Origin of the sequence: Butyricimonas sp. RTP31003st1_G1_RTP31003_210430 (assembly GCF_040920905.1) — a bacterium.
Lineage (GTDB): Bacteria > Bacteroidota > Bacteroidia > Bacteroidales > Marinifilaceae > Butyricimonas > Butyricimonas paravirosa.
In genome coordinates, this window is the sequence record NZ_JBCOSQ010000015.1 from 36,724 (window position 1) to 52,273 (window position 15,550).

Genomic DNA, 15,550 nt, shown 5'->3' on the forward strand with positions numbered 1-15,550 from the left:
CAGAACACAGGACAACAAAATCACGTATCCGCCAAACGAAAGATCCATGCGGAACCCTTTGGCAAAGATCATCATATAATCATGTCCGGTAAGAGTGACCGTCTCCTTGTATTGATATATCAAGAACACCACCTTGGCCACCCATGAAAATACAATCCAAAAGAGATAGTATTTTAGCAAAAACAGTAATTTATCACGCATAGATTAATTTTAGATTTTAAATTTTAGATTAAACTCCTCCGTCAGCTTCGCTGCCACCTCCTCTATAAACAGAGGAGGAGCTGGTAACTCTTCCCAAAGACAGGAAGTATTTCAACTCTCCCTCTGTTTATAGAGGGAGTACCCCGAAGGGGGGAGGGAGTTTATTTTTCATTTTCAATTCTCCATTTTCAATTATTAAAACGGTGCTTTACTACTATTCGCCGGATTCTCGAAACTCTTGCCTCCCTCCTGGAAATCGGAATCCAATTGTGGCATTTGTGGAGCCGCATCCTCGTTCATCCGGGAGCCGAAAGTAACCGTCTTCACGGTAGAACCTCCCGATGCAAACGGAGAAACTTCTTCCAAATCACAGAATTGTGCCAACTCGTTACGGAACCGCAACTGAATCTCCCCTACCGCACCGTTACGATGTTTGGCTATAATAATATCGGCAATTCCTTTCAAGCTGTTTCCCATACTGTCCTCCATGATCCCGTAACGTTCCGGACGGTGAATGAAAAGCACCATATCGGCATCCTGCTCGATGGCCCCGGATTCACGCAAGTCAGACAACATCGGTTTCTTGGCATCTCCCGTACGTTGCTCAACACCACGATTCAACTGGGACAAGGCGATCACCGGTATATTTAATTCCTTGGCAATAATTTTCAACTGCCGCGAAATCATACTTACCTCCTGTTCCCGGTTTCCCCGCATATCCGCCCCGGCAGTCATCAACTGCAAATAGTCGATAATCAACACCTTGATTCCGTATCTTTGTTGCAGACGGCGACACTTGGCCCTCAACTCGAATATAGAGAGGGCTGGGGTATCATCCACGTATATCGGGGCCTTGATCAAGGCCTTAATTTTCGAGTGTAACTGTTGCCACTCTTCCTCGCTTAACTTACCATTACGTATTTTCTCGGAACCCAACTCGGTCTCGCTAGCAATCAGACGGTTCACTAACTGCACCGAAGACATCTCCAAAGAGAATAAAGCAATGGGCTGGTTATGGTTCACCGCCATATTCCGGGTCATGGACAACACGAATGCCGTTTTACCCATAGAGGGACGGGCGGCAATAATCACGAGGTCGGAAGGCTGCCAACCGGAAGTCACTTCATCCAAAGCGTTGAACCCGGAAGGAACCCCACTCAATCCATCTGCACGTTTACCGGCAATCTCTATTCCTTTGATCGCTTCATCAATCAAAGCATTAATAGCCGTTGTCTCTTTTTTTATATTTCCCTCGGCAATTTCGAACACCTGCTTTTGGGCCATATCCACCAAGTCGGCCACGTCTGTTGCCTCGTCGTATGCCTTGTTCTGTATATCGGTACATACCCGGATCAATTCCCGCTGGATATATTTCTGTACCACAATACGGGCGTGGAACTCGATATGAGCCGCGGATGCCACCTTCGAAGTCAGTTGAGCCAAATAGTAATATCCCCCGATCTCTTCCAGTTCCCCCAAACGTTTCATCTCCTCGCTCACGGTAAGAATATCCACCGGTTCGTTATTCAAGGAAAGGTTTTGAATTCCCCTGTATATCTTTTGATGTGCCTCCTTATAAAAACATTCCGGTTTCAAGAAGTCACTCACGGTAATAAACGCATCTTTCTCCAACATCAGAGATCCCAAGATAGCCTCCTCCAGATCCACGGCCTGTGGTGGCATTTTCCCGTATTCGGTTTGTAATGACTTGTAATTATACTCCGGTTTCTTCGCCATATTAAATCACTTTTAACTCTTTCAATTTCCAGAAACAACGAACAGTTGCCCGCACGTCCGCCAAAGCATCATGAGCATTCTCGAATCCCTCCCCGAACAGAACCTGGTGTAACTCGGATAACTTCGGAGATTTGAATCCCTGTTTTCCACCCGGCAATTTACAATAATTCGTGGACATTTTCATCGTACAGTATTTCGGTTTCAGAAATAAAGAAGTCATCATCCGTTTCCGCTCGAATTCAGCTCCCACAATACATTCGTCAAAACTGATATTATGCCCGATCAAGGCATAGGCCACATCTATCTTATCCGAAAACAGCTCCAAGGTGGATAACAAATCTTGCCCTTCCTCTTGAGCTTTTATCGTGGTAATCCCGTGTACACGGGATGCCTCCACCGGAATAGAAAAACCTTCCGGTTTAATAATATCGCTACGTTCCTCGATAATATTCCCCTTATCGTCACACATAATCCACGCAAGCTGCACCAACCGGGGCCAATTATCAACGTCCGTCACGGGAGCATTCCAACGCTGCGGAAGTCCCGTCGTTTCCGTGTCAAAAAATAAAAACATCTTTACTATATTTACGATTTATGACTTACGATTTATGATTTTCTTTACCACGCCTACACCTGAAATCATAAATCGTAAATCCGAAATTATTTCGTTTCGCCGTTTTCAAAACTCTTGTTATACTGGTGCATAGCCCGGTAGCTCATACCCATGCTGGAGAACCCACCATCGTGGAACAAATTCTGCATGGTCACTTTACGGGTCAAGTCAGAGAACAAGGTAATACAATAATTCGCACACTCGTCTGCCGAGGCATTTCCCAACGGGGACATCCGTTCTGCAAAATCAATCAGAGAGTCAAAACCTTTAATACCGCTACCAGCCGTGGTTACCGTCGGGGATTGTGAAATCGTATTGACACGAACCCGCTTTTCCCGTCCGTAAATATACCCGAAACTACGAGCGATAGACTCCAACATCGCTTTGGCATCCGCCATGTCATTATATTCGAACATGGTACGCTGTGCAGCCACGTATGAAAGCGCCACAACAGACCCCCATTCATTAATCGCGTCCAATTTCTTTGCCGTCTGGAGAACCTTATGGAAAGAAATAGCCGAAATATCCAATGTTTTTTGTAAAAAATCGTAATCCAGATTATCGTAAGGACGTTTTTTTCTCACGTTCAACGACATGGCTACCGAGTGTAATATAAAATCAATCTTCCCACCCAACAATTCCATCGCTTCTTTAAATAAACGCTCCAAATCTTCCTCACTAGTTGCATCTGCAGGAATCAATGGAACATTATTCTTCTCCGCGAAATCCTTGATCTGTCCCATCCGAATAGATAATTCAGTGTTCGTCAACACGATCTCGGCCCCCTCTTCCAAACATTTCTCCGCCACTTTCCACGCGATGGACATCTCATTCAACGCACCGAATATTATCCCCTTTTTTCCTTTCAATAAATTGTAACTCATAAAACTGTATTAAATTAAAAAATTCTTTCTACTGTTAAAATTGACCGAGTAGCAACCGGGCATTCTCCAACGCTGCATCACTGACAACACTCCCGCTGATCATTCCGGCTATTTCCGCCACCCGCTCTTCATCTGTTAAACGACGGATACGGGAAATTGTTCCCACCTGATCGTCTTCTTTATATACCTTAAAGTGGTGATCTCCCGCCGCGGCAATCTGGGGCAGATGGGAAATACTGATCACCTGCATCCGGCGAGCCATCTCTTTCATCATCTCAGCCATCCGGTGAGCGATTTCCCCGGAAACCCCCGTGTCAATCTCGTCAAAGATAATGACCGGCAACTGTTTCGTGCGGGACAGGATATACTTCAGCGACAACATCAACCGGGAAATTTCTCCCCCGGACGCCACTTTTACCAGTTCTCCCGGCTCCTGATTCTTGTTCGCCGAAAACAAGAAACTCACGTCATCTTTTCCCGTCGTCGTAAAATGATCCAACGGGGTGATCATAACCTTAAACACGGCATGTTTAATCCCCATGCTTACCAGCAATCCCCGCATCTCTTCTCTCAATTTCTCCTCCGACGCCACACGGGCTTTATGTAGCTTACCCGCCAACGAATCCATTTCCGTCTCCACGGACTTAATTTGTTTTTCCAATATTTCGATCTGTTCCGCAAAGGATTGTATTCCTTTCAACTTCTTCCCTAACTCCTCCTTTAAAGCGATCAGTTCCTCGACTTTTTCCAACCGGTGCTTGTGTAGCAAATCATACATCACGTTCAACCGCTCGTTGATCACGTCGACTCTTGCCGGGTTGTATTCCACCCGTTCCGCCATTCGTTCCGATTCATCGGCTATATCTTCCAGTTCGAGAATCACCGAACTCAGACGTTGCTCGTAATCGGCAGCCTCTTTCACGATCCCCTCCAATGTCGCCATCCGATTCTTCACCCCTTTCAAGGCCTGAATAACGGGATTATCCGATTCCGTTAATACATACGTCGATTCGGAAAAGGCAGATTTAATATTCTCCGCGTTATTCAACACGGCCAGCTCTTCCTCCAACTCCTGCTGTTCTCCTTCTCGCAGACGGGCTTCATCCAGCTGGTTAAACTGGAATTTCAAATAATCTTCCTCTTGCTCGGCCTCTTTTGCCCGCTGTTTTAGTGAAGTCAGTTCTGACAACAATCCCTGTCGGTGGGTATATTTTACCCGGTAATCTTTCAACAACGCTTGATTACCGCAAAAAGCATCCAGTATTTCCAATTGATATTCCGGTTGCCCGATAAGTAAGGACTGATGCTGCGAATGCACGTCGATCAAGAAACTCCCGAACTCTTTCAATAATTTGTTATTAACGGGAGTATCATTAATAAACGCCCTCGATTTGCCGTCTGCCGTCAATTCTCGTCTCACAACCACCTCGTCGTCATAATCCAAGTCGTTATCAGCAAACCATGGCTGTAAATCGTACCCCACGACATCATACGTGATCTCGACCACGCATTTTCTGTTCTTATCCATAATGGCTGCAACATCAGCCCGCTGTCCCAACGTCAGCCCGATCGCACCCAACAAAATGGATTTTCCCGCACCTGTTTCCCCGGTAATAATCGTAAATCCCTTCTCTAGCTCGATATTCGTTTTATCGATCAAAGCGTAATTTCCTATATGGATGTTCTTTATCATTCCTACAACCTTTATTGCATAAATCATGCGAAAGTACTAATAATTTTCCATTTTCAATTTTCCGTTTTCAATTTAATTAGTACTTTTGCGCACCGGTTTAAACATATAGTTCTTTATAAAATGACAAGTAGAAGATTAATTAGAATTAAAGTTTTACAGCTTTTATATTCTTACACGAAGAAAGAGGGAGTGACAATTACGGAAGTGGAAAGAGATTTGTTCAAAAGTATAACCAAAAGTACGGATTTATACTACCACGTTTTCCTCTTAATCACGGAAATCCAACGTCGTGCATTTTTAAAAATAGATGCTGCCCGTAATCGGAAACTTGCATCACAAAGAGAGTTAAACCCGAACACCCGCTTTATTGACAACCCGGTAATCAATCAAATTGCCAATAACCGAAAATTCAAGACCTATGTTTCCACGAATCTGGTTTCCTTGAACGAGTGTCAAGATGTGGTCGCCTTGCTGCATGACCGCATGATGGAAATGGATTTTTTCAAGCTTTACATGTCCAAACCCAGCGTGACTTACGAGGATCACAAGAAACTCGTGCTTGACATGATCTCGGAATTAATCGCAGAAGATGAAGATTTCGACCAAGCCATGGAAGAAAAGAATATTTTCTGGAATGACGATTTCGAACTCGTGTTGAGCATCGTGTACAAAACGGTGAAGAATATGAAAGAAAGCTATTCAGAAGACACCGTTTTCTTTATCTCCTTATATAACGAGGAAGAAGACTTGAGTTTTGCGAAAACCCTGTTCCGGAAGTCCATTCTCGACATGAAAGAAAACTTGGAATTAGTGGATCAGTTCACTACCAACTGGGAACTCGACCGAATTTCCGACATGGATAAACTAATCATGGATGCGGCAATCTGCGAACTGAAATATTTCCCCTCAATCCCCGTGAAGGTGACTCTGGACGAGTATATCGAGATTTCCAAGAACTATTGTTCCCCGAAAAGTAGCGGGTTTATTAATGGTGTTCTCGACAAAACCGTGGCTCTTCTGAAAGAAAAGAATGAAATCAGAAAAGTCGGTCGAGGTTTGATGGAGTAATACTACCCCCTCCAGCTCCCCCTTACACAGGGGGAGAGCTGATTACCAGGCGGTTTCCCTCCCGTGTAACGAGGGTTAGAAGCCGTAGCCATTTCACAAATTCAACTTTTGGGTTACTCCTTTTCTGTTCATGAATAATATTTTCCGTTCTGTCTTTGGTGCTTTCAAGCGATTCCTTTCCTTTCTTTCTTGGGAGCGTTTCAATATAGTCTCACGCCTAGCATCATTAGATTTCGGGTACAAATCAACTAGAAGTTACCGTCCCCGCCTCGGTAAGTTATCGGCAACTTATCGGTAACTTATCGAGGAGTTATGCACGAAACACTAGTGAGAGTATACTGAGAAACAGAAGAATAACTAACGAAATAGGACCCATTCACACTTGCCACACAAAACATTAATTAACAGATCACCTATTTTATCCCAATAAATAAAGGGTGACAAAAGCCACCCTTTACATTCTAAACTAAACTAACCAAACTTTTGTATCACTACAATAGTCAACTCATACGCTATATTAGCTTTGTAAATATAGAATATAAATATTAAAAAAACAAGTTTTTTTTAATATTTACTTGAAAAATCTTTAGCCTGATAATTCTCGATATACTCCACAGCCTCTTCCACCGTATTTACGACGACATACAGCCCATCATAGGCCTTCGACACGAATCCTTCCTTGCGAATATTACTGATAAAAAGGAAAAAATACTCGTAAAAATCGTTCGTATTAAGGAAAATAATTGGTTTATTATGTATTCCAAGCTGTTTCAAGGTAATCACTTCCGTGATCTCCTCCAGCGTTCCCCATCCCCCGGGTAAAGCGATAAAAGCATCTGCTTTTTCACGCATCATGCTCTTTCGTTCTTTCATATCGGGAGCCACGATTAATTCGGAAATACCTTCTGCCGAAACACCCCGGTCCACGATGCATTGCGGAATGATCCCGGTCACCTCTCCCCCACTATTTTTCACGGCATCCGACACCTCACGCATCAACCCGCAATTTGTCCCGCCATACAGCAACCCCCATCCCCGCATCACGATCTCTTTCCCCAAATCAGCCGCGGCCTCAAAATACACGTTATCGACACTCTCCGATGATGCACAAAACACACAAATTTTCATAGATTAAAAGTTACAGGTTGCAAGTTATTCATTTCATAAAACAAGTTGCAGATTAATAGTACAAACCTGTAACCCATTAACCTGCAACTTGGAACTACATTGACGCTTAAGCGTCAATGTTAGCGTATGTAGCGTTCTGTTCGATAAACTGCCTACGAGGCGGCACATCGTCCCCCATAAGCATAGAGAAAATACGGTCTGCCTCGGCAGCATTCTCGATCGTCACCTGACGCAACGTTCTGCCATCGGGAGACATCGTCGTGTCCCACAACTGTTCTGCTGTCATTTCACCAAGACCTTTGTAACGCTGGATATGCAAACTGCTCTCTTTACCCGCTCCCATTTCCTGGATCAATTGCAAACGCTGTTCTTCCGTCCAGCAATAGCGTTGATCCTTTCCTTTCTTCACGGAGTAAAGAGGCGGGGTTGCGATATACAAGTAACCGTTTTCAATTACCGATCTCATGTAACGGAAAAATAATGTCATGATCAACGTGGCAATGTGCGCCCCGTCAACGTCGGCATCGGCCATGATCACGATCTTGTGGTAACGTATTTTTTCCAAATTAACCGCTTTACTATCTTCCGCCGTACCAATCGTGATACCCAAAGCTTGGAAGATCATCTTGATCTCCTCACTTTCCCACACGCGATGAGCCAACGCCTTCTCCACGTTCAGGATTTTACCTCTCAATGGAAGGATTGCCTGGAATTTACGGTCACGCCCTTGTTTAGCCGTACCCCCTGCCGAGTCTCCCTCAACAAGGAATATCTCGCAGTTCTCCGGGTTATTATCCGAACAATCCGCCAATTTACCGGGCAAACCGGAACCGGAAAGCACCGTCTTCCGTTGCACAAGTTCACGGGCTTTACGGGCCGCGTGACGAGCTTGTGCGGCAAGGATTACCTTGTCCACGATAGCACGGGCATCTTTCGGATGTTCCTCCAGATAATTTGCTAATGCGACACTTACTGCTTGAGCCACGGCCGACCCGACCTCAGTATTACCTAACTTGGTCTTGGTCTGTCCCTCGAATTGAGGTTCTGCCACCTTCACGGAAATAATAGCTGTCAGACCTTCACGGAAATCCTCCCCGCTAATATCAAACTTCAACTTGCTTAACATCCCGGAATTATCAGCATACGTCTTCAAGGTTTGCATCACTCCCCGACGGAATCCGGCAAGGTGTGTTCCCCCCTCGATCGTGTTGATATTATTCACGTAAGAGTAAACATTTTCCTTGAACTCCGTGTTGTAATGCATGGCCACCTCGATCGGAATTCCATTCTTTTCGGTCGTGATATGAATGGTTTCGTCAATTAATTTCTCCCGGGTTTCATCCAAGTATTCCACGAATTCACTCAATCCTTTTTCCGAGTAGAAAACTTCTGACTTAAACTCGTTCGTGTCCGGATCAATCGTCCGTTTATCGGTTAACGACAAACGGATACCCCGGTTTAGGTAAGCCAACTCCCGCAAACGGGCAGCTAAAATATCATATTTATATTCTGTTACATAAAATATAGAATCATCCGGCTTGAAATAGATCGTCGTACCCGTCCGATCCGTCTCGCCAATCACTTGCACATCTGCTAACGGGAATCCTTTACTGTACTCTTGGCGCCAGATTTTACCTTCACGATAAATGGTTGCGACCAATTTCGTGGAAAGCGCGTTCACACAGGATACACCCACCCCGTGAAGTCCTCCGGAAACCTTGTAAGAACCTTTATCAAATTTACCACCGGCATGCAGAATCGTCATCACGACTTCCAGTGCCGAGCGATTCTCTTTCTGGTTCATTCCCGTCGGAATTCCACGTCCATCGTCAGACACGCTGATCGAGTTATCCTCGTTAATCGTTACATCGATATTTTTACAATAGCCAGCCAACGCCTCGTCAATCGAGTTATCGACCACCTCGTACACCAAATGATGCAATCCTTTCGTATTAACATCTCCAATATACATGGACGGACGCATACGAACGGCCTCCAACCCCTCCAACACTTGAATACTATCAGCCGAATACTCGTTATTCGTTTGCTCTATTTCTTCACTCATGTTCTGCTCTAATTCTTCACTCATATGATATATTTAATTGTTTTTTCTTATTTCTTATATTTGCTAAACTGTTCATTCACAGCCGGAATTTCATCCCGGCTCAAAACATACAAATATACGAAAAATTCATGTAACTTTAGCGAAATCAAGCGAGATTATACAAGATTATCTTTGAAACAATTTCCACTGGAGAACTTCTCCTTTCACGAAAAGAGACTCCTTTCGGAAGGCAACTTTCTGTTCGCTATTCATTTTCTGCACGGAAGAGATCAGCCAGCCGGAATTATACTCGGCCCGGTTGAAAAATTCGATCGTGAACATATAATTTTTCACCTGCAAACAATAGTACTTTATAGATTCGATTTTTTGTAGTTCTGCCGTCCCGCTGTACGTCAACCAAGAGAAAAGAGTCAGGTAATCCGGCTGAATCTCCTTCGCCCAATAGGTCACCAACGAAGTGTCTGCTACCATATTACTTGAAAGTTCCATGAAGTTCAATTCATTATTAGCCGGGCCGATAAAGAAAAGAGAATCCACTTTCGGCGTGAAAGCCTTCTCGTTAAAAGGGCTACATCCCACGATAACCCATCGGCTATCGCCCTGTTCCCCCTGTTGAACTTTTAACGTCAAATTCACGCGTTCTTCCTTTCCCTTTATCTTAATTTTGCAAGTAATCACGGCATACCAATCCGGATCATAAAAAGACATCAAGGTGGAATCCTTCACGACCTGTTTCACGAATTCCTTTACAACCGGACTTTCCACCAATTTCTCGTTTCGTTGATTTACCAGGAATTGAATCATCATTTCCCGATCCTTCATTACCATAGCCATCTTTTCCAACAAAACGGAATCTAAATTCTCCTGCTGAAACGCATGTACCGTGTATTTCCCGTTAAAACGCTGGAAAAACTCGTCCAGCATTTTAACACGCATCGTCAACACGTTATTTATCGCCCTGTCATCGTCAAGACCTTGAGCCTCCAGAGTAACGCTCTGTAAACCACAAATAACGAGAAAGATGTATTTATATAAATTCAGTATTTTCAAGGTATTATATATTATTATCCGTGATCGAAATATCCCCCAGTTTTACTTCGTAATACGTGCCTTCCGGCTTTTGAATAGGAACAAGTATGATCTGTATGTTCTTTTGCACGACATCGGAATAGGGACGATCACCTTCTCCCGTAAACTTTTGGCTCATAGAAACCACAGCTTCGTACTTCCCATCCGGACGTTTCTTGAAATTAGAAATGAAAAAAACATCATAAAAACGGATCGTCACTTTATCGTACACTTTCTCGGACAAGAAAGCAAGTTTCACCAAATACTGACGAACTTTTAGTTTCCGGGGCTTAGGCCGGGATGTTGAATTTACCTCTACGATACGGTTTTCATCTGAAAATAGACGTACGGCATTTTCGACTGCCGCGTTCTTGGCTGTTTTAGAAGTATTCTGATCGTTCTTCACCAAGACTTCCAGATAATTCTGTAATGATTGTATCTTGTTTATGGCCTGCTTTTTAAATTCCTCACCACTAATCTCGTTCGATGGGAATAACTTATTCCTGAAAGTCTGGGCAGAAGTACTCAAAACGGCCAGCGTACAGACGCACGTGAATAGTAAAACTCTCTTTATCATAGTCATATCATTTTGTTACCACTAATTCGGTTATTTTCTTCGCATCATTCTTGGTCACGGAAATGACCTGATATACTTCCCCCGTTAACCATAAATGATTCAAAAACTCCTTGGGAGTAGAACGCTGACCGATAAACCGGTCCTCCACGCAGACAGAATCAGGTGCGGCAAAGTCACTTAAAACTGTGTTCAATTGGGTGGGTGGTTGCGATAAATCTACATGTCCGGCAGACACCTCGCCTAAATTTTTCTGGATAAGCTCTATGATCTGGTCATTATTGGCAACGGGAGTTTCCGGGGTATTAATAGGATAGAAATACCACACGGCAAAAGCCACCGCCAACAGAACAACGACTAAGGTAGATATTCCGGCTACTTTTGCCACTTTAGCCCCTTGTTTCTTCCCACAATAGATGCAATATTTATATCCCGGATTCAACCAATTATGACAAGCCTTGCACGAGTGGGCTCCATTCAACACCAAACCGCATTCCACGCAATATAACGCATCAGAATCATTATCATGACCACATCGAGAACATTTCATAACACTACACATTTATCTATATACATCAATCAAATTTCTTGGTAAAAATAATCATATTTTCCCTTAATCTATCAAAAACAAGTACAGTATCTATCACTTGCTCAAAATTATGAGCTTGAATTGTTATTCTAAACGGACAAGTGTTCGATACCCGTTTATTATACATCTGCACCCCCACTTGAATTTCTCCCCGGGGCAACTCGTCAAAGAATATATTTTCCTGAGGATTCGCGATAGCCATTTCCGGTTTTGCATTTGCATCTACATCCAAAGTTCCTGTACAACCGCCACAAACCTGTCGTTTACGCTTGTAATAGATCGTATCCGAACAGGGATTAATCACGAGCAAATCCAAATCATCCGTGCTACCCCACTGCAAATTTATTCTCAAAGAACCTCTTTCACCCCGCAACACGGTATCTCGGGGAGGTTCCGCCAATGAATCCGGTGGAGCCGGAACAGTCTCCCGGTGCGTAACAGTAGAATCCGGTAAAACAGGGACGTCTGCCGGTCGCTGACACGAACAACTGCAATCTCGCAACAGCCATAATAACAGAAGTAATAACAATATACCCAACAACCAAAGCCACCAAGGTCTCTTTTTCTTGGGATAAACTGTCATTTGATAATAGTCTGCATCCGGCACGATCTTTAATTTCCCGGGAGCATCACCGATCTTCATTTTCACTTTTTTAGTTCCCCAGACATCATGCAGATAGAAATTACCATTCTCATCCGTTGTTGTCCGGAGATTGATTCCTTCTCCCCAAACATGCACGGGAACTCCTGTCAGCACCTCGTTCAAATGATTAATTATATGCACCGTCTTCCGGTTATGCGGAAGCGGGGCCTCTGCTGGTTGTTTCACACCCAACGGGGGTACCGGAGGCGGGGTTCCTTGTTTGGGCGGAACCGGGGGTACCGGAGGTGGCATTGGCTTATCCTCTGCCTCCAAAACCAACTGGTATTTCGCATGATCCAACACGTTAAACCCTTTCAAGAAACGTTGTTTCCCTTCTTCCCGCACGTCATAAGCCTCGAAAGAAGTCCCGACAGGCAAAGAAAAATTACATTTTCCATTCCCGTCAGTCATCGCTTTCCAAGTACGTTCTCCTTGCTTGAAATGCAGTAAAACTTGGCTTGCCGGAGTTCCATCCGTATAAATGCAATCGATCATGACATTTCTCAAGGGTCTTATCTTCTGGATAATCCCCATTTCTGCATTTGACGTGTTGCTCAAGAACCCCCATTCCGTTAGCACGAAATGTAACGTACCGTCCGCCAAGCGACTCATGTACACGCAATCTTCCAGCGAAGGGATCTCGATACATTGCAACAGCAATTGATAAAATGCCACATAATCGGGATTCTTCACCCCATGATCTGGATTAAAATGGGCCAACACGGCATCAATCTTCTCTTTTAGAGCGGATTTTATTTCGTCCTGAACTTGTGGAGAACAGGACACAAAAACAACCCGCAAAGGAGAAAACTCTTCCTCGTATTCCGTGTACCAGCTAATTTGTTTCTTAAAACGGTCAATACTGGGTTCCGCGAAAATACGATATTCCTCATTTCTTCCCAGGTTACTCTTTATTTGACGATACAAAGCAATCAATTCCAGATTGTCCCTAACAATAGGAACAACATGCTCCAATCCGGTTGTCCTCAGTAGTAACATCAGTGTTGATTTAATTGTTTTTTCAAACGCTCGATCTCCCGTTCTAAACTGTCTATTTTACGAGTACATGGATCCGCGAGCAAGGGATTATTCTTCTGAAGATAGGCCATCGCTTTATCTACTTGCAACAAGTTTCCGATTTGTTTACGCACCCCGTTCCCCGGCAAAGGTATGGCTGTCTTCACTAAAGCCTCCTTAACGTCCGTAAACTTGACATCATCCCCAAGTGAAAACAGCAAAGCTGCCGCTCCGGCAACAATGGGAGTTGACATACTCGTTCCTTGTAAAAAGTCATACTTATTATCCGGGATGGCATTATAGATACTCATACCCGGGGCACAAATGGATACATATTTCCCAAAATTCGAGAACCAAGCTGGCTCGGCATTTACTCCGACTGCTCCTACATATAAAACTTTATCGGAACGTTTCATCGGGTCAACGACGGTCAATATGTTTTCATTTCCCGCACATTCCACCACCAACACGCCACATTCCTCTGCATAGACATATAATTCATTCCAGAACATTCCCTCTTCAACGAAAGTAGTTTGCCCGATCTGTTCCTGTACATCCCACGGCAGTTGATCCGTTCCCTCCCGAGGATTACTCCCGATGGAAATACTTATAACCTGTACCCCTTGTTTTAAGGCGTACAAGAAACCTTTGATGATGGCTGACGTCGGCATACTCCCGTCCTCAACTCCCACCTGTATCGGCATCACTTTACATCCCGGGGCTATTCCGGAAACCCCCACGCCATTTATGGCTCCAACAACCAACGAGGCCACGTGGGTCCCATGACGCTGCGTTCCCCCATACGTGTTCACATCCGGCGAATTAGTCATGATATTCCAAGGATTGACACATTGACCTTTCAACTCTTCGTGTTCCAAATCGAAAGCGTTGTCAATGACCGCGACAACAACATCCTCCCTTCCCATCGTCACATCCCATCCTTGAAAAGCCCGGATGAGTTTAAAATAATAAGACTCATCCGCATCCTTAAAACCCGGCTCATCCGGTATCACTTCCGCACCAAAGACGCCTTCCGTGAAAACCATCCGGACTCCCGTCAACTTTTGCAGTCTTTCTTTCCAGACAACAATGTCATCCGTGGCGAATTGTACTTGCAACAAGTTAGCCAGCGTGTCGCAATACACGACTTGAGCTTGATCCGCATACCTTGCATTGAAATCTTCCAAGAACTCTTCTATCGTATTGTCCCGGTTAATAATAACATTCAGGCGATTACCCACAATAGGACGCTGCAATGTATCTCCCGGCATGGGACGTACATCGTCTCTATTAATAGGGAGGGGCGTCTCCGGAATCTGTTCCCTTCGGACAGGCGGCACCGGATTCTGCCGATCTCGGTCGCCCGAACGATCTTGGTCACGTCCCGGTACCGGATTCGTTAAAATATGAGTGGTCTCATCCCGGCCTGTTGAACCTCCGCAACGAGAGTTATTCAACAGGAAAAACAATAATAACAGGAGTAATAAGGCTAGTAAAATCCACAATAAACGTTTCCACCATTTTCCCCACCAAAGTCTCCAGCGAGACGCTTTCTTTACTTTTACATCCTTCGTAACCGTGGTTGTTTCATCCGTTATCTTTATATCCTTTTCATGTTCCTCCACGTTTTTGTTTATCTCCTTATTCTTTTCGGGAATAGGCGGTGGAGTAACAACAGGTTCTTTCACGTCTCCCGTGATACCAGTAGTTCCGGTTTCCGGCACAGGCGGAGGCGTCACCTTCGTCGGAGGTTCCGGGGGTGTCACTTGGGGACGGAATCGACTCAATGCATCCCGCAAGCTAAAACTTTTCTTGCTTAACTCATCAGAAACAAATCCCCATAAAACCAAGATCACTTGCCCGTTACCCCAATAAATAGATTCATATCCCGGGACCCGGAATGCCAGATGCAGAATCTCACCCATCTGCTTGTGGGAAGTCTCCCCGCTTTGCAATAACTGATCCGCGAATGCTGTCACTTTTTCCAGCATCCCGGAGAGTTGATTGGCTGCCTGCTCTTGTTCCTCCGGCCCGAGTTTATCAAAAGATCGGTATTCCTCCACGTTCTCAGCATACCAAACCCCGTATCGAACTCCATTTTCACCATCCATCACGGAAGGTTCTGCCAGCACGTTTGCAAACTCTCGCCCGAATTGAGAACCTAGCAAATTCTTAATTGACGCGTATCGGCCGAAAACCGTATCACCATACCACAGTAGAGGACGATAATTCTCTAATTTTATCTTAAACAACTCACGACTTTTCATACC

General features: G+C 44.4%; 12 protein-coding genes and 1 pseudogene. 1 reads left to right on the plus strand and 12 read right to left on the minus strand.

What is annotated here, in order from left to right:
* The 5 genes and pseudogenes from AB5542_RS06570 to recN all read right to left on the minus strand — a co-directional run.
* A pseudogene (locus AB5542_RS06570) lies at positions 1-201 on the minus strand (LTA synthase family protein); the annotation flags it as partial.
* Positions 202-396: 195 nt separating this feature from the next.
* The gene (gene dnaB / locus AB5542_RS06575) at positions 397-1,938 is read right to left on the minus strand and encodes a replicative DNA helicase (protein WP_027200254.1); all 1,542 of its coding nucleotides are present in this window, start codon (positions 1,936-1,938) and stop codon (positions 397-399) included.
* 1 nt (position 1,939) lies between these two features.
* Positions 1,940-2,512 (minus strand): 3'-5' exonuclease, encoded by a 573-nt coding sequence (locus AB5542_RS06580; protein WP_087420296.1) that lies wholly within the window; start codon positions 2,510-2,512, stop codon positions 1,940-1,942.
* An 86-nt stretch (positions 2,513-2,598) separates the two neighbouring features.
* Entirely contained in the window at positions 2,599-3,435 is an 837-nt protein-coding gene (locus AB5542_RS06585; protein ID WP_087420297.1) for an enoyl-ACP reductase, read from the minus strand.
* 34 nt (positions 3,436-3,469) lie between these two features.
* Positions 3,470-5,128 carry a DNA repair protein RecN gene (gene recN / locus AB5542_RS06590; RefSeq protein ID WP_279037245.1) on the minus strand — a complete coding sequence of 553 codons (1,659 nt, stop codon included), beginning with the start codon at positions 5,126-5,128 and terminating at the stop codon, positions 3,470-3,472.
* Positions 5,129-5,248: 120 nt separating this feature from the next.
* Here recN and AB5542_RS06595 point away from each other — a divergent pair, with 120 nt between their 5' ends.
* A complete protein-coding gene (locus AB5542_RS06595) occupies positions 5,249-6,196 on the plus strand; it encodes a transcription antitermination protein NusB (RefSeq protein WP_168044154.1) in 948 nt (315 codons plus the stop codon).
* Positions 6,197-6,760: 564 nt separating this feature from the next.
* On the opposite strand, the gene AB5542_RS06600 is transcribed toward AB5542_RS06595, so the two are convergent.
* The 7 genes from AB5542_RS06600 to AB5542_RS06630 form a co-directional block, all read right to left on the minus strand.
* Entirely contained in the window at positions 6,761-7,324 is a 564-nt protein-coding gene (locus AB5542_RS06600) for a TIGR00730 family Rossman fold protein (protein ID WP_279037249.1), read from the minus strand.
* Between the two features lie 106 nt (positions 7,325-7,430).
* The gene (gene gyrB / locus AB5542_RS06605; protein ID WP_124316993.1) at positions 7,431-9,389 is read right to left on the minus strand and encodes a DNA topoisomerase (ATP-hydrolyzing) subunit B; all 1,959 of its coding nucleotides are present in this window, start codon (positions 9,387-9,389) and stop codon (positions 7,431-7,433) included.
* A 165-nt stretch (positions 9,390-9,554) separates the two neighbouring features.
* On the minus strand, positions 9,555-10,439 hold the full coding sequence (locus tag AB5542_RS06610; protein ID WP_279037251.1) for a hypothetical protein: 885 nt from the start codon (positions 10,437-10,439) through the stop codon (positions 9,555-9,557).
* Positions 10,440-10,443: 4 nt separating this feature from the next.
* Positions 10,444-11,034, minus strand: a complete 591-nt coding sequence (locus AB5542_RS06615; protein WP_087420300.1) for a hypothetical protein — start codon at positions 11,032-11,034, stop codon at positions 10,444-10,446.
* Positions 11,035-11,041: 7 nt separating this feature from the next.
* Positions 11,042-11,581 (minus strand): zinc ribbon domain-containing protein, encoded by a 540-nt coding sequence (locus tag AB5542_RS06620; RefSeq protein WP_279037254.1) that lies wholly within the window; start codon positions 11,579-11,581, stop codon positions 11,042-11,044.
* A gap of 25 nt (positions 11,582-11,606) precedes the next feature.
* Positions 11,607-13,262: a hypothetical protein gene (locus AB5542_RS06625; RefSeq protein WP_279037256.1), complete on the minus strand. Its 1,656-nt coding sequence runs from the start codon at positions 13,260-13,262 to the stop codon at positions 11,607-11,609.
* On the minus strand, positions 13,262-15,547 hold the full coding sequence (locus AB5542_RS06630; protein WP_279037258.1) for a S8 family peptidase: 2,286 nt from the start codon (positions 15,545-15,547) through the stop codon (positions 13,262-13,264). The genes AB5542_RS06625 and AB5542_RS06630 overlap by 1 nt, the downstream gene beginning before the upstream one ends.
* Between the last annotated feature and the right edge of the window lie 3 nt (positions 15,548-15,550).

What these genes read in the sequence shown, in the direction of transcription:
- dnaB (WP_027200254.1), bottom strand. Translation starts at nt 1,938, where the DNA reads ATGGCGAAGAAACCGGAGTATAATTACAAGTCATTACAAACCGAATAC.
- AB5542_RS06580 (WP_087420296.1), bottom strand. Translation starts at nt 2,512, where the DNA reads ATGTTTTTATTTTTTGACACGGAAACGACGGGACTTCCGCAGCGTTGG.
- AB5542_RS06585 (WP_087420297.1), bottom strand. Translation starts at nt 3,435, where the DNA reads ATGAGTTACAATTTATTGAAAGGAAAAAAGGGGATAATATTCGGTGCG.
- recN (WP_279037245.1), bottom strand. Translation starts at nt 5,128, where the DNA reads ATGATAAAGAACATCCATATAGGAAATTACGCTTTGATCGATAAAACG.
- AB5542_RS06595 (WP_168044154.1), top strand. Translation starts at nt 5,249, where the DNA reads ATGACAAGTAGAAGATTAATTAGAATTAAAGTTTTACAGCTTTTATAT.
- AB5542_RS06600 (WP_279037249.1), bottom strand. Translation starts at nt 7,324, where the DNA reads ATGAAAATTTGTGTGTTTTGTGCATCATCGGAGAGTGTCGATAACGTG.
- gyrB (WP_124316993.1), bottom strand. Translation starts at nt 9,389, where the DNA reads ATGAGTGAAGAAATAGAGCAAACGAATAACGAGTATTCGGCTGATAGT.
- AB5542_RS06615 (WP_087420300.1), bottom strand. Translation starts at nt 11,034, where the DNA reads ATGATAAAGAGAGTTTTACTATTCACGTGCGTCTGTACGCTGGCCGTT.
- AB5542_RS06620 (WP_279037254.1), bottom strand. Translation starts at nt 11,581, where the DNA reads ATGAAATGTTCTCGATGTGGTCATGATAATGATTCTGATGCGTTATAT.
- AB5542_RS06625 (WP_279037256.1), bottom strand. Translation starts at nt 13,262, where the DNA reads ATGTTACTACTGAGGACAACCGGATTGGAGCATGTTGTTCCTATTGTT.
- AB5542_RS06630 (WP_279037258.1), bottom strand. Translation starts at nt 15,547, where the DNA reads ATGAAAAGTCGTGAGTTGTTTAAGATAAAATTAGAGAATTATCGTCCT.